Source organism: Pseudomonas sp. 300, from assembly GCF_055803035.1.
The window spans coordinates 2816202-2829432 of record NZ_JAVLRV010000002.1 but is presented as its reverse complement, the minus strand read 5'-3'; the positions used below and the strand labels follow the sequence as shown (position 1 = coordinate 2829432).

The following is a 13231-nucleotide window of genomic DNA, read 5'->3' as shown; positions in this document are numbered from 1 at the left end:
TTTGTTGGCTGCGCCTAGAAAGGCACGCGACCCAGAATCATGTCGCGGTACATCACGAAATCGCCGAGCAGGCTGTAGAACGGATGTTGAAAGGTGGCAGGACGATTCTTTTCAAAAAAGAAATGCCCGACCCAGGCGAAGCTGTAGCCTGCCAGCGGTAAGGCCAGCAGCCATAGCCAGGCCCCTTTGCCAATGGTCAGGGCCAGAATGAAAATCACCAGTGTCGTGCCGATAAAGTGCAATCGTCGGCAGGTACTGTTGCTGTGCTCACTGAGGTAATACGGGTAAAACTCAGTGAAGCTGTTGAAACGCTTGATGTTTTCCACGACTGCGATCTCTGTGGTTATTGTTCTGACTGCAAGTTGTTCTGCGGGTAGCTTATTTGAGTCTAGAGTGATCATTGGCATCAGCCAGTGACATTGGGCGCCACTTTAGTATCCTTCGGAAATTGGCCGTAGCATGCGGCTCACCATGTAAGTAAACGCCATGAGCGAACGAACGACTTCTGCAAGCTGGGCGATGGGGATTGTCAAAGCACTGGAGATGGACGGCCTGGATTGCCGGGTTCTGTTCAAGCAGCTGGGGCTCGACTACGCGTCACTGGACGATCCTGATGCGCGCTTCCCGCAAGATTCCATGACACGACTGTGGCAGCGCGCGGTCGAGCTGTCCGGCAACCCGGCAATTGGCCTGAACATGGGCAAGGTGGTGCGACCGGCGTCCTTCCATGTGGCCGGGTATGCCTTGATGTCCAGTCAGACCCTGGCCGAAGGCTTTCAGCGGCTGGTGCGTTATCAGCGGATCATCGCCGAAAGTGCTGACCTGAGTTTTCGCCTGCTGGATGAGGGGTATGCACTGATTCTGACGGTCCACGGCGACCACCTGCCGCCGACCCGGCAAAGTGCCGAAGCGTCACTGGCCTGTGCGCTGGCGCTGTGCGGCTGGCTGACCGGGCGCACCCTGCAACCGCGCAAGGTGCTGGTTCAGGGTGAACAGCCCGCCGATCTCGAACCGTACAAACAAGCCTTCCATGCCCCGCTGGTGTTCAACGCGCCTTATGACGCACTGATTTTCGAGCGCGCCGACATGGAAGCACCGCTGCCGACCGCCAACGAGGCCATGGCGCTGCTGCATGACCGTTTTGCCGGGGAATACCTGGCGCGGTTTTCCGAAAGCCGCGTGACCCACAAGGCGCGTCAGGTGTTGTGCCGTTTACTGCCCCAGGGCGAGCCCAAGCGCGATACCGTGGCGCAGACGCTGCATTTGTCGCAACGGACATTGCAGCGGCGCTTGCAGGAAGAGGGCACGAGTTTTCAGACGCTGCTCGATGACACCCGACGCGAGCTGGCCGAGCAGTATCTGGCGCAACCGAGCATGACCCTGCTGGAAATTGCCTACCTGCTGGGGTTTGCTGATCCAAGTAACTTCTTCCGTGCCTTCCGACGCTGGTTCGATGCCACACCCGGCGAATACCGGGCGCGGCTGATGGAGGCACCGAACGAGGTCAGTGACGCCAGAACGCCGGAATACACAGAACAAACACCGTAATGATCTCCAGTCGGCCGAGCAGCATGCCGAACGACAGAATCCACTTGGCGGCGTCCGGAAGGGTGGCGAAGTTGCCCGCCGGGCCGATGGTTTCGCCCAGCCCCGGACCGACGCCGGACACGGTACTGGCTGCCCCCGTCAGCGCCGTCATCCAGTCCACGCCGAGCAGCGACAGCAACAGTGCGATCACGCAGATGGTGATGGCGAAGAAGAACGAAAAGGTCAGGATCGAACGCACGATCTCTTCGTCGAGGCGGTGACCGTTGTACTTTTGCTTGATCACCGCGCGCGGGTGAATCAACTGGTTAAGGTTGGCCTTGAGCAGAATGTAGGCGACCTGGAAACGAAAAATCTTGATCCCCCCTGCGGTCGATCCCGAGCAACCGCCGACGAAACCCAGATAAAAGAACAGCATCAGCGAGAAATTACCCCACAGGCTGTAGTCCCCGAGTGCGAAACCGGTGGTCGTCACCACCGACGTCACGTTCAGCGCCACATGCCGCAACGCTTCCAGCCAATGCAACTGGGTGGTCCACCAGTACCAGGTGCCCAGCACCAGCCATGTCACCAGCAGCATGCCGAGCAAGCCTTGCACTTGCTGATCCTTGATCAGCGCCCGGCGGTTACCGCGCAAGGTCGCCACGTACAGGGTGAACGGCAGGCTGCCGAGAATCATGATGACGATCGCCACCCAGTGCACCGCCGGTTGCGTCCACTTGGCCAGTGACTGATCGGAGGTGGAGAAACCGCCGGTGGAAATCGCCGACATCGCGTGGTTGATCGCATCGAACGGACTCATCCCGGCCCACCAGAACGCCAGGCTGCCGAAAATGGTGATGCCGACGTAGGCCGCTACGATCAAACGCGCCACCATGTGCGAACGGGGCATGACTTTTTCGGAACGGTCCGACGACTCGGTCTGAAACAGCCGCATGCCGCCGATGCGCAGCAATGGCAGAATCGCGACGGCCATGCCGATAAAGCCGATGCCGCCGATCCAGTGCAGCAATGAGCGCCACATCAGGATGCCGGGGGACATGTCATCGAGATGATTGAGTACCGTTGAGCCGGTGGCGGTGATGCCGGACATGCTTTCGAAGAATGAGTCGGTGTAGCTGATGTGCTGGGTCAACAGGAATGGCAGCGCCGCAAATATGCACACCACCAGCCAGCTGCTGACGGTCAACAGGTACATGTCCCGCGGGCGCAGGTGCACGTGCTCGGGGCGACCGGGGATCACCAGCGCCAGACCGGCGACAAAGGTGATCATGCTGGCCCAGAGGAACGACGGCAGGTCGCCGGTGCGTTCGAAAATCACCAGTGTGGCCATGGGCACGACCATGGCGATAGCCAGCGTGATCAGGAAGAGGCCGATGATGAAACCAATGAGACGTAAGGTCGGCAACGCCATGAAGTCCGCTCGGGCTGAAAGTAGGAAGGGCGCCATTCTACCCGTGGGGCAGGGCATGTAAACCGGCATCCCCGTGGCACTTGCAGCTAGAATAGCCAGACATTTTTTTCAGGAGGTGGCCGATGCAGGCTCTCGACGCTTTGCTCAACCGTGTTTCCGTTCCACGACTGGTCGACCCGGCCCCCACCGCCGAGCAGCGCGAAGTGCTGTTCAACGCCGCAATGCGTGCGCCGGACCACGGCCACTTGCAGCCTTGGCGCTTCCTGACAGTCGAAGGCGCAGCGCGTGAGCAGATGGGTGAGTTGCTGGCCGAAGCCGCGAAACTGCAAGACAGCGACGTGTCCGAAGCGGCGCTGGACAAGGCGCGCAATGGTCCGCTGCGTGCACCGCTGGTGGTCGTGGTGATCGCGCGGTTGCAGGATCACGTCAAATACCCGAAGGCCGAACAGTTGCTGGCGGCGGGTTGTGCGGCGCACGGGATTTTGCTGGCGGCGTATGCGCAAGGGATTGGCGCAGTGTGGCGCACCGGTGATCTGGCGTATTCGGCACATGTGGCCCAAGGGTTGGGTTTGGCTGAAGGGGAAGAGGTGATTGCGTTCCTGTACCTGGGCACGCCACAGAAAGAACCGCGGGTGGCGGAGAAAGTCGATCTCGCCGAATTCGTCAGCGCCTGGCCCGGTAAGTCCTGACACCGCCGCTCCCACAGGGGGTCACGGTTGGACCACGGCTCCGGGCACCAAGGGTAACTCCAGGCTGGCGATGAACCCGCCATCCGGATGATTGGCCAGCACCAGACTCCCGCCATGCCGCTCCGCCGCCCTGCGTGCAATGGCCAATCCCAAACCGTGCCCGGCCGCCGTCTGCCCCGGCGCCCGATAAAACGGCTCACCCAACTGGTTCAAATGCTCGGCATCCACGCCGGGCCCATGGTCGCGCACACTCACCACAATCCGCTCACCCTGACGCACCGCCTGCATTTCAATCGATTGCCCTACCGGGTTGAAGCGCTGGGCGTTGCGCAGCAAGTTGTCCAGGGCACGCTCGATCATGGTCGGCCAGCCTTTGAGATTCAGCTGCGGTTCTGCGTCGAGGCGAACGTTCTGCTCCGGTGAACCCAGTTGTGCATCCTTTTGCAGGGTGTTGAGCAGCGCATTCAGATCAACGTCTTCCGCGCTGGCGTTGTCGGCATCGACCCGCGCCAGTACCAGGATTTCGCTGATCAGCGCTTCCAGTCGGTCGCATTCGCGGGTCAGGCGCGGCCAGAGTTTTTCCCGTTCCTCAGGGTTGGCCCGTTCGGCCAGTGCCAGCGCTATGCGCAGCCGGGCGAGAGGGGAGCGTAACTCGTGGGACACATCGCGCAACAATTGACGCTGACTGCCGATCAAACTTTGCAGGCGTGAGCCCATGCGGTTGAAATCGTTGGCGAGCACGCCGAACTCATCGCGACGGTTGGCCAGTTTCACCAGGCTGTTCTGTTGATAGGTGGTTTGCCCAAGATCGTGCACCGCGCCGCGCAGGCGGCTTAGTGGTCGGGTGATGGACAAGGTCACGAACAGGCTGAACAGGGTCAGCACCACGAGCGCGATCCCCAGTGCACTCAGTGGCCAGAGCAGGCTTTCGCGGTGCCATGAGTCCAGCTCGGGGTGCGGAATGCGGTAGATCAGCAGGTAGGTGTCGCCGGTTTTGGCGCTGGTGTATTCATCGGTCAGACGGCGCCACGGCAGGCGCCGGTCATCGTTGTTCTGTCGAGCTTCGAAGGCCGCCGCGCGGCGAGGGAAGGTGCCGCGGACGACCGGATCACCGCTCTCGTTGAGCACCTGAACGTCGATGTGATATTGGCGTTTGCGCTGTTCCAGAATGTCCTGGGCGGCTTCTTCGCCTTGTGCTTCGTAGGTTTGCGTCCACTGTTCGGCCAGGGTGTTGAGGCCCGGGTGACGGCTGAGAATCCACGCGTCCTGGTTGAGCATGTGCCCGAGCAGAATGGACAGCCCTGCCACCAGAGCGATGGCCAACCAGAAGCTGGCCAGGATACGCCAGAACAATGAGCGCACAGAAAATCCTCAAGCTGACAGAATTCCATGTGGGAGCGAGCCTGCTCGCGACAGCGGTATATCAGACGACATCATGCTGTCTGACACACCGCTGTCGCCAGCAGGCTCGCTCCCACATTAAATTGAGTGGTATCGGACCCAACGGTGTTCAGCCGTTGGGTCCGGGGTTAGCGCATTATTGCGCTTTTTGCGGTTGTTGCGCTTTCCACGCCTTGAACTCAGCCCATTCTGCGCGGCGCTCAGCCTGTTTCTTCTCGATCTCGTCGAATTTCTTCTGTTGATCCGGTTTCAGCACGGCGCGCACGTCGGCCTGGGCTTTCTGATGTTTGGCGGCCATTTCGTCTTTCAGGGCTTTCTGGTCCGCTGGCGAGAGTTTTTCCAGGTACTTGTCGACCAGTTGCTTACGATCATGCATCTGCTCGCCCATGATCTTGCGGATCTGCTCGCGCTGTTCGCGGCTCAAATCCAGTTGGCTGTACGGGCCGCCTTTACCGTGCTCGTGCATCTGACCGCCGTGGCGCGGGCCGTCCATCGAACCACCCATCGGGCCGGCGCCTTCAGGCATGGCCATGGCAACGGTTGGCAGGGCGGCAGCGAACATCAGAGCGATAAGAGTCTTGCGCATGGTGAATCTCCTTGTCTCGTTCCCGGTACGTTCCGGATGAGTACAGATTACGGAGATCAAGGTCAGCGGCGGTCAGCGGAGCGTAAAGCTTGGGTAAAGACGGTTTTGCACCTTCCTGACAAACTCTACCTGAAGCAGCGCCTAACCTGAGCCGGCTTGCTGGCGATGCAGGCGACGCGGTATGTCAGATACACCGTTATCGCCGGCAAGCCAGCGCCTACAGGGGGCAGAGGATTTCAGAGGCTGTAGTAGTAACCACGGCTGCGCAGGGCGACGATGCGCGGGCGGCCGTCGGGGTGGGGGCCGATTTTTTTGCGCAGGTTGCTGACGTGCATGTCCAGGCTGCGGTCGTACAAGGTCAGCTTGCGGCCGAGGGCGATCTGCGCCAGTTCCTGTTTGTCCAGCGGCTCGCCCGGCTGCTTGAGCAGTGCTTCGAGCAGGCGACTTTCAGAGACAGTGAGGGTGAATTCCTGTTCATCGATGCTGACGACGCCGCGCACCGGGCTGAAACAAAGGTCGCCCAGTTCGAGCTGGCTGGACACCGCCGCCGGATGACTGCGGCGCAAGACAGCGCGCAGACGCGCGGTCAGTTCCCGTGGATCGCAGGGTTTGGCCAGATAATCGTCGGCGCCGAGCTCCAGGCCAAGGATGCGGTCCAGGGGCTCGCCGCGGGCCGAGAGCATCAACACCGGCAAGTCCGGGTGATCACTGCGCAATTGCTTGAGCAGTTCCAGGCCGCTGCCGTCCGGCAGCATCACATCCAGCACCACGGCCGCCGGGGATGTTTCGGCGAGCGCGCGGCGAGCACTCTGGCCGTCGTGGCAAGCGCGGACCTGAAAGCCTTCCTGGCTCAGCCAGCTGACCAGCAGCTCACACAGCTCCTGATCGTCATCAATTAATAACAGCTCGCTCATGACTCACTCAATTTAGCCATTGTCGACGTTTTCGACCTGCACCACTGGCGAAGATACCGCAGAGCAGGGCCAATAGCGCTACTCCCGCACCGATCACGAACCATTGCTGCTGATCTGTGAGAAAACGCGGCAGCGGACTGCTGGCCTGGGCTTCCTTGAGTTGCAGCTTCAGACGCTGGTTCTCCTGGCGCAACCGGCTCAGCTGAGCGCTTTCGCGTTCGGCATCGACACTTTGCAGTTGTTTGCTCAGTTCTTCTCGTTGCTGTTCGCTCGCCTTCAAGCGTTGCTGCAACTCGCTGATCTGGCTCCCGGCGCTCAAGGACAGAGGCGTCGAATTCCCACCGGCGGCACTTTCTTCACCGTGGGCGGGCGCCACGATCGACAACGTGACCAACATCAGACACAACGGACCTTTGCGCATCGGAGCTCCTGAATCCAATCGATTATTGGGCAGGTTGTCGGCAGGCAAACGAGAATAATGAGCGATTGAGAGCGCGATGAACCGAGAAGGTTCATCGCACGGGAGGGGTTTACGGAAGGACTTGCTTGAACGGCTTGACCGAAACGTTGGCGTAGACACCTGCGGCGATGTACGGATCGGCATCGGCCCAGGCCTGGGCGGCGCTCAGGGAATCGAATTCGGCGACGATCAGGCTACCGGTGAAACCCGCAGCGCCCGGATCATTGCTGTCGACCGCGGGGTGGGGGCCGGCCAATACGATACGACCTTCACCTTTGAGCACTTGCAGGCGCTCAAGGTGCGCAGGCCGTGCGGCCAGGCGGGCTTCCAGGGAGTTGGCGACGTCTGTGGCAATGATTGCGTAAAGCATGTCAGTCCTCGGTTTTTGGCGTGGTGGTATCGGCGTCGTGCAGGTGGCGGGACAGGTAGATACCCTGAGCGACCAGGAACAACAGCGTCATGCCCAGGCTGCCGAAGACCTTGAAGTCGACCCAGTAGTCCTGAAACGTGAACGCGACGAACAGGTTGGCGGCACCGCAAAACAGGAAGAATGCTATCCAGGCAATGTTCAGGCGAGTCCAGACCGCGTCCGGCAGGGTCAATGCGTGGCCCATTATGCGTTTGATCAGCAGTTGATCACCGATGAAGTGGCTGCCGATGAACGCCAGGGCAAACAGCCAGTTGACCACCGGGGCTTTCCATTTCAGGAAGGTCTCGCTGTGGAACGCCAACGTCAGGCTACCGAAGACCAGGCAGGCGATGAGCGTCAGCCACTGGCTTTTTTCCAGCTTGCGCTGCTTGATGAAGAGCGTGCCGTACACCACCAGGGAGCTGATGATCAGCATCGCGGTGGCGCTGTAAATACCGCCTACAGTCACTGGATGACCGGCGATGTCGACGACCCGTGGATCGATTTTGAAGACGATGAAAAACAGCAGGAGCGGGATGAAATCGATGAATTGTTTCACAGTGGCAGCCAGAAGCAGGATGTGGCGGCATAATAACAAACATATGGGCGCGCGATAGCGCCAGCTGATTTGAGGTTACACATCCCTGTGAATGTTGATTTGCACTGCCATAGCACGGCCTCCGATGGCGCCCTGGCGCCTGCGGTTCTGGTTGCGCGTGCGTTCGAGAAAGGCGTGCAAGTCCTGGCCTTGACCGATCACGACACCCTTGAAGGCCTCGATGAGGCCCGTAGCGCCGCAACGGCGCTGGGGATGCAATTGGTCAATGGCGTCGAGTTATCCTGCACCTGGGGCGGCGCGACCATTCATGTGCTGGGGTACGGATTTGATGTCAATGCAGCACCGTTGGTCGAAGCCATCGCCAAATTGCACGATGGCCGCTGGCTACGGTCCGAAGAAATAAGCCGCAAGCTGGCGTTGAAGGGCATGCCGGGCGCGCTGGAAGGCGCCCGGGCGATTCAGCAGGAACTCGGCGACAGCGGTAACGCACCGGCCCGCCCGCACTTCGCCGACTGGATGGTGCGCGAAGGTTTCGTCAAGGATCGCGCCGAAGCGTTCCGCAAATGGCTGGGCGCCGGCAAGCTGGGGGACGTCAAGCAACACTGGCCGACCCTGGAAGAAACCGTCGAAACCCTGCGCGCGGCGAAAGCCTGGGTAAGCCTGGCACATCCCTGGCACTACGATTTCACTCGCAGCAAGCGCCGCCGCCTGATTTCTGACTATATTCAAGCAGGGGGCCACGCTATCGAAGTGGTCAATGGCCATCAGCCCGCCGAGCAAGTGGGCAGTCTGGCGATTCTCGCCCGCGAGTTCGGTCTGCTGGTCAGCGCCGGCAGTGATTTTCATGGCCCTGGAGGCTGGTCCGAGATCGGTGAATACCGCCCGCTCCCGGAGGATCTGCCACCACTGTGGTGTCGATTCAAACATGACCCAATTATTGCCGCCGTCTGAACAGGTAGAGAATGTGAGTCAATTTTTCCAGATTCATCCGGAAAACCCGCAAGCGCGCCTGATAAAACAGGCTGTCGAGATCATCCGCAACGGCGGGGTGGTGATTTATCCCACAGACTCGTCCTACGCCATTGGTTGCCAGATCGGCGACAAGAATGCCGTGGAGCGCGTGCGCCGGTTGCGTCAACTGGATGAGAAGCACAACTTCGCGCTGATTTGCAGCGACCTGTCGCAACTCGGATTGTTCGCCAAGATCGACACCGGCACCTTCCGCGTGCTCAAGGCGCATCTGCCGGGGCCTTACACCTTCATTCTCAACGCCACCCGTGAAGTCCCGCGGCTGTTGTTGCACCCGAAAAAACGCACCATCGGCCTGCGTGTACCCAGTCATCCGATTGCCCTGGCGCTGCTGGAGGAACTCGGCGAGCCGCTGATGAGCGTGACGCTGATCATGCCTGGCGATACCGATCCGCTCACCGATCCGTACGAAATGCGCCAATTGCTCGAGCATCAGGTCGACCTGATCATCGACGGCGGTTTCGGCGGCATCAAGGCGTCCACCGTGATCAGCCTCGCCGACGGCGAGCCGGAAGTGATCCGCGTCGGTTGCGGCGACCCGACGCCGTTCATGGCCGAGGCGTAGATGTCTGCAGTAGAACCCGTTGTCGACAGTCAGGCCGGCGCCCAGCAAGAACTGCCTTTCGCCATGGTCTATGGCCAGGCGGTGCTGGAAATGCCGCTGGACCTCTACATTCCACCGGATGCGCTCGAGGTCTTTCTCGAAGCCTTCGAAGGCCCCCTCGACCTGCTGCTGTACCTGATCCGCAAACAGAACATCAACATCCTCGACATCCCGGTGGCGGAAATTACCCGCCAGTACATGGGCTACGTCGAGTTGATGCAGTCGGTGCGCCTGGAATTGGCCGCCGAGTACCTGGTGATGGCCGCGATGCTGGCCGAGATCAAGTCGCGGATGCTGTTGCCCCGCGCCGAAACCATCGAAGACGAAGAAGACGACCCGCGTGCCGAACTCATCCGCCGCTTGCAGGAATACGAGCGATTCAAGGCTGCCGCCGAAGGCATCGATGGCCTGAGCCGTGTCGGTCGTGATGTCGTGGTGCCCAAGCTGGATGCCCCGGAAGCGCGGGCGCGCAAGCTGTTGCCGGACGTCAGTCTGGGAGAGTTGCTGATGTCCATGGCCGAGGTGTTGCGCCGTGGCGACATGTTCGAAAGTCACCAGGTCAGCCGCGAGGCGCTGTCCACCCGCGAGCGCATGAGCGATGTACTGGAACGGCTCAAGGGCGGTGGTTTTGTGCCGTTTGTCGAGCTGTTCACGGCTGAAGAAGGGCGCCTGGGTGTCGTGGTGACCTTTATGGCGATCCTCGAACTGGTCAAGGAATCTTTGGTCGAGCTGGTGCAGAATGAGCCGTTCGCGGCGATCCACGTGCGAGCCCGAGCCGAATAACGAGTTGAATCATGAACCTGACTGAACCCCGCGAGCTGGCGCCACTGCTTGAAGCCTTTCTGTTGGCCTCGGGAAAGCCGCAATCGCTTGAACGTCTGTTCGAACTCTTTGAAGAGGGCGAGCGGCCAGAGCCGCCGGTCTTCAAGAAAGCCCTGACGATTCTGGCCAAGTCCTGTGATGGCCGTGCGTTCGAGCTGAAGGAAGTCGCTTCCGGCTATCGCCTGCAGATCCGCGAAAAATTTTCGCCATGGGTCGGGCGCTTGTGGGAAGAACGCCCGCAGCGTTACTCCCGCGCCATGCTCGAAACCATGGCCCTGATCGCCTATCGTCAGCCGATCACCCGGGGCGAGATCGAAGACGTGCGGGGCGTGGCGGTCAACAGTCACATCGTCAAGACGCTGCTGGAGCGGGAGTGGATTCGCATCGTCGGTTATCGCGATGTACCCGGTAAGCCCGCGATGTTTGCTACGACCAAGGCGTTTCTTGATCATTTCAACCTGAAAAACCTCGACGATTTGCCGCCGCTCGCCGAGCTGCGCGAGCTGGAGCCCGATCCGGTGCTCGACTTCGACGACGCGCCGGTGCCGGCCGGGTTGCAGGAACTGGCGGATGCCAGTGCCGAGCCGGAGGAGCCGAAGGAAGAAACCAGTTTCCATACGCTGTTGCTGGAGCTGGACACGATGGAGGAGGGGTTGAAGACCGACTTCGATGACATCCTGCGTGATAGCGCGGTGACGGAGTCTGAAGAGGCTCTGGAGCTTCAGGAGCCGGAAATCGAAGCTGAACTTCCGGTTGAGCCAGAAGCCACAGTCGAAGAAGAGCTTGAGGATGACGTGCTTGGCGTCGCCGAGGCGCGCGAGAAACTTCTGGCTGCTGTCGCTGCCCTTGAACAATCGAAACCCGAGCCCGAGCCCGAGCCCGAGCCCGAGTTGAGCGACGAAGAAGCCGAAGCCCGGGCCCTCGCCGAAGCCATCGAAGCCGAACGCCGCGAATTCGACGACTGACCCCTCCCCATTTTGAAGGCTATGGAGATCCTCTGTGGGAGCGAGCCTGCTCGCGATAGCGGTGTGTCAGGCAGCAATGATGTCGACTGACACTTCGCTATCGCGAGCAGGCTCGCTCCCACAGTGATTTGTGTTGATTGGAGTATTTGATGAGCTCAACCAGAGCTCCGCGCACATCAGCCTCTGCAAATTCACCGACGACATCTACCTCGGTTGCGGTCGCAGCAAGCGCGAGATCAAGGCCTGGAAGAAGCTCGACAAGACCGACAAACGCGCCATCCTCGCCGAAGCGGCGCTGCGCCTGATCAAACTCGGCGCCACCGGTCGGCGGAAATCCAGGTAACTCGCCATTCATCAGCTAGTCTCTGATGCGCAAACGCTCCCATGAGCGTATGATTCGCGACCCTCGAGCGATCCCTTCGCCCGAGTACAAGCTTTCAACGCTTCAGGCCCCTCACTTCAGAGCCGCCTGAACAGACCACACCGGGAGGTGCCCAGATGAGTATCAACGACCAGAAAGACGACCAGGAAATCGGCCCAGCAGGCGAAAAACTGCAGAAAGTCCTCGCCCGTATCGGCGTCGGCTCGCGCCGTGACGTAGAAGCCTGGATCAGTCATGGCCGCATCAAGGTCAATGGCAAAGACGCCACCCTTGGGCAGCGCGTCGACATGCACGACGCCATCACCATCGATGGCAAGGTGATCAAGCGCGAAGAAGCCGCCGAGTCGGTACGCCGCGTGATCATGTACAACAAGCCCGACGGTGAAATCTGCACCCGCCTTGACCCGGAAGGCCGCCCAACCGTTTTCGACAAGATGCCACGCCCCAAAGAAGGTCGCTGGATCAACATCGGTCGTCTGGACATCAACACCACCGGTCTGCTGATGTTCACCACCGACGGTGAGCTGGCCAACCGCCTGATGCACCCTTCCTACGAAATGGACCGTGAATACGCGGTACGTGTGCGTGGCGAAGTCGATGACGAGATGATCGAGCGTCTGAAGGCAGGCGTCGTCCTCGAAGACGGCCCGGCCAAGTTCACCGACATCAAGCAAGCGCCCGGTGGCGAAGGTTTCAACCACTGGTACCACTGCGTGGTGATGGAAGGGCGTAACCGTGAGGTTCGTCGTCTGTGGGAATCCCAGGGCCTGGTGGTCAGCCGTCTGAAACGCGTGCGTTTCGGTCCGGTGTTCCTCAACTCCGACCTGCCGATGGGTCGCTGGCGCGAAATGAGCCAGTACGAAGTCGACATTCTGAGCGCGGAAGTCGGCCTGACGCCGGTGGCCATGCCGCAGATGAACGCCAAGAGCAAAGACAAGCTCGACCGCATGCAGCGTAAATCGTCGCGTCCGATGGGCAAGACCGAACGCGTGCGCTCGTTGCGTCCAGCTATCGGTAACCAGACCGCTGCGACGCCGCGTGACTCCCGTGAACCGCAAATCGAAGGCGAGCGTCCAGCCCGCAAACCAGCAGCGCCACGCGCTGATGGCGAGCGCGGTCCACGCACACCGCGTCCGGCCAACGGTCGCACTGAACGCGGCGAAGGCCGCGGTGCGCCAAGCGGTGGTCGCAGCGATCGTGGTGCTCCTGCTGGTCGTGGAGAGTCGGGTCGCGGTACGCCAGTGGCCGATCGTCCTTCGGACACCAAGCGCCCGGCGAAGCCAGCGCCAAAACGTCCGGGCATCAAGCTGGTCGAGGGAGACAAGCCATCGGGCAAGCGTCGCGGCGCGCCAGCCGGTTCGGGCCAGCGTCCGGGCTTCGGTCGTCGCAAGCCTGAGTAATCGGTAAGCGGTACTAAAAAACGCCAACCTTCGGGGTTGGCGTTTTTTTTTT

The 13231-nt window shown here is 60.7% G+C and carries 15 protein-coding genes and 1 pseudogene; 8 read left to right on the top strand and 8 right to left on the bottom strand.

Annotated features, from left to right (window positions below):
- Positions 1 to 14: 14 nt before the first annotated feature.
- Complete coding sequence (locus Q7W83_RS19335; RefSeq protein WP_150630283.1) at positions 15 to 326, bottom strand: Mpo1-like protein; 312 nt, start codon at positions 324 to 326, stop codon at positions 15 to 17.
- A gap of 160 nt (positions 327 to 486) precedes the next feature.
- Here Q7W83_RS19335 and Q7W83_RS19330 point away from each other — a divergent pair, with 160 nt between their 5' ends.
- Positions 487 to 1548: an AraC family transcriptional regulator gene (locus tag Q7W83_RS19330; RefSeq protein ID WP_224787820.1), complete on the top strand. Its 1062-nt coding sequence runs from the start codon at positions 487 to 489 to the stop codon at positions 1546 to 1548.
- On the opposite strand, the gene Q7W83_RS19325 is transcribed toward Q7W83_RS19330, so the two are convergent.
- The gene (locus Q7W83_RS19325) at positions 1505 to 2959 is read right to left on the bottom strand and encodes a TrkH family potassium uptake protein (RefSeq protein WP_150630282.1); all 1455 of its coding nucleotides are present in this window, start codon (positions 2957 to 2959) and stop codon (positions 1505 to 1507) included. The two genes, Q7W83_RS19330 and Q7W83_RS19325, sit on opposite strands and share 44 nt — an antisense overlap.
- Positions 2960 to 3081: 122 nt before the next feature.
- On the opposite strand from Q7W83_RS19325, the gene Q7W83_RS19320 reads away from it, so the two are divergent.
- Positions 3082 to 3648 carry an NAD(P)H nitroreductase gene (locus tag Q7W83_RS19320; RefSeq protein WP_150630281.1) on the top strand — a complete coding sequence of 189 codons (567 nt, stop codon included), beginning with the start codon at positions 3082 to 3084 and terminating at the stop codon, positions 3646 to 3648.
- A gap of 21 nt (positions 3649 to 3669) precedes the next feature.
- Here Q7W83_RS19320 and Q7W83_RS19315 read toward each other — a convergent pair whose 3' ends face one another.
- The 6 genes from Q7W83_RS19315 to Q7W83_RS19290 form a co-directional block, all read right to left on the bottom strand.
- Positions 3670 to 5010 carry a sensor histidine kinase gene (locus tag Q7W83_RS19315; protein WP_150630280.1) on the bottom strand — a complete coding sequence of 447 codons (1341 nt, stop codon included), beginning with the start codon at positions 5008 to 5010 and terminating at the stop codon, positions 3670 to 3672.
- Between the two features lie 175 nt (positions 5011 to 5185).
- Entirely contained in the window at positions 5186 to 5635 is a 450-nt protein-coding gene (locus tag Q7W83_RS19310; RefSeq protein WP_150630279.1) for a Spy/CpxP family protein refolding chaperone, read from the bottom strand.
- Positions 5636 to 5871: 236 nt separating this feature from the next.
- Positions 5872 to 6549 carry a response regulator transcription factor gene (locus tag Q7W83_RS19305; RefSeq protein ID WP_150637657.1) on the bottom strand — a complete coding sequence of 226 codons (678 nt, stop codon included), beginning with the start codon at positions 6547 to 6549 and terminating at the stop codon, positions 5872 to 5874.
- Positions 6550 to 6556: 7 nt separating this feature from the next.
- Positions 6557 to 6970, bottom strand: a complete 414-nt coding sequence (locus Q7W83_RS19300) for an SH3 domain-containing protein (RefSeq protein WP_150630278.1) — start codon at positions 6968 to 6970, stop codon at positions 6557 to 6559.
- A 109-nt stretch (positions 6971 to 7079) separates the two neighbouring features.
- Positions 7080 to 7379: a YciI family protein gene (locus Q7W83_RS19295; protein ID WP_008156126.1), complete on the bottom strand. Its 300-nt coding sequence runs from the start codon at positions 7377 to 7379 to the stop codon at positions 7080 to 7082.
- A 1-nt stretch (position 7380) separates the two neighbouring features.
- Entirely contained in the window at positions 7381 to 7977 is a 597-nt protein-coding gene (locus Q7W83_RS19290) for a septation protein A (protein WP_150630277.1), read from the bottom strand.
- Positions 7978 to 8064: 87 nt separating this feature from the next.
- Here Q7W83_RS19290 and Q7W83_RS19285 point away from each other — a divergent pair, with 87 nt between their 5' ends.
- The 6 genes and pseudogenes from Q7W83_RS19285 to rluB all read left to right on the top strand — a co-directional run bounded on the left by Q7W83_RS19285 (position 8065) and on the right by rluB (position 13179).
- Positions 8065 to 8928: a PHP domain-containing protein gene (locus Q7W83_RS19285; RefSeq protein WP_150630276.1), complete on the top strand. Its 864-nt coding sequence runs from the start codon at positions 8065 to 8067 to the stop codon at positions 8926 to 8928.
- A gap of 13 nt (positions 8929 to 8941) precedes the next feature.
- Positions 8942 to 9571, top strand: a complete 630-nt coding sequence (locus tag Q7W83_RS19280; RefSeq protein ID WP_150630275.1) for an L-threonylcarbamoyladenylate synthase — start codon at positions 8942 to 8944, stop codon at positions 9569 to 9571.
- Complete coding sequence (locus tag Q7W83_RS19275; protein WP_150637664.1) at positions 9572 to 10393, top strand: segregation and condensation protein A; 822 nt, start codon at positions 9572 to 9574, stop codon at positions 10391 to 10393.
- Positions 10394 to 10404: 11 nt separating this feature from the next.
- Positions 10405 to 11397: an SMC-Scp complex subunit ScpB gene (scpB, locus tag Q7W83_RS19270; RefSeq protein WP_473656529.1), complete on the top strand. Its 993-nt coding sequence runs from the start codon at positions 10405 to 10407 to the stop codon at positions 11395 to 11397.
- Between the two features lie 149 nt (positions 11398 to 11546).
- Positions 11547 to 11740: pseudogene (locus Q7W83_RS19265) on the top strand (DUF1289 domain-containing protein).
- A 155-nt stretch (positions 11741 to 11895) separates the two neighbouring features.
- On the top strand, positions 11896 to 13179 hold the full coding sequence (gene rluB / locus Q7W83_RS19260) for a 23S rRNA pseudouridine(2605) synthase RluB (RefSeq protein ID WP_150630272.1): 1284 nt from the start codon (positions 11896 to 11898) through the stop codon (positions 13177 to 13179).
- Positions 13180 to 13231 lie beyond the last annotated feature (52 nt).

Coding starts and splice junctions, on each gene's coding strand:
- Q7W83_RS19330 (WP_224787820.1), top strand. CDS start 487: ATGAGCGAACGAACGACTTCTGCAAGCTGGGCGATGGGGATTGTCAAA.
- Q7W83_RS19325 (WP_150630282.1), bottom strand. CDS start 2,959: ATGGCGTTGCCGACCTTACGTCTCATTGGTTTCATCATCGGCCTCTTC.
- Q7W83_RS19320 (WP_150630281.1), top strand. CDS start 3,082: ATGCAGGCTCTCGACGCTTTGCTCAACCGTGTTTCCGTTCCACGACTG.
- Q7W83_RS19310 (WP_150630279.1), bottom strand. CDS start 5,635: ATGCGCAAGACTCTTATCGCTCTGATGTTCGCTGCCGCCCTGCCAACC.
- Q7W83_RS19305 (WP_150637657.1), bottom strand. CDS start 6,549: ATGAGCGAGCTGTTATTAATTGATGACGATCAGGAGCTGTGTGAGCTG.
- Q7W83_RS19300 (WP_150630278.1), bottom strand. CDS start 6,970: ATGCGCAAAGGTCCGTTGTGTCTGATGTTGGTCACGTTGTCGATCGTG.
- Q7W83_RS19295 (WP_008156126.1), bottom strand. CDS start 7,379: ATGCTTTACGCAATCATTGCCACAGACGTCGCCAACTCCCTGGAAGCC.
- Q7W83_RS19275 (WP_150637664.1), top strand. CDS start 9,572: ATGTCTGCAGTAGAACCCGTTGTCGACAGTCAGGCCGGCGCCCAGCAA.
- scpB (WP_473656529.1), top strand. CDS start 10,405: ATGAACCTGACTGAACCCCGCGAGCTGGCGCCACTGCTTGAAGCCTTT.
- rluB (WP_150630272.1), top strand. CDS start 11,896: ATGAGTATCAACGACCAGAAAGACGACCAGGAAATCGGCCCAGCAGGC.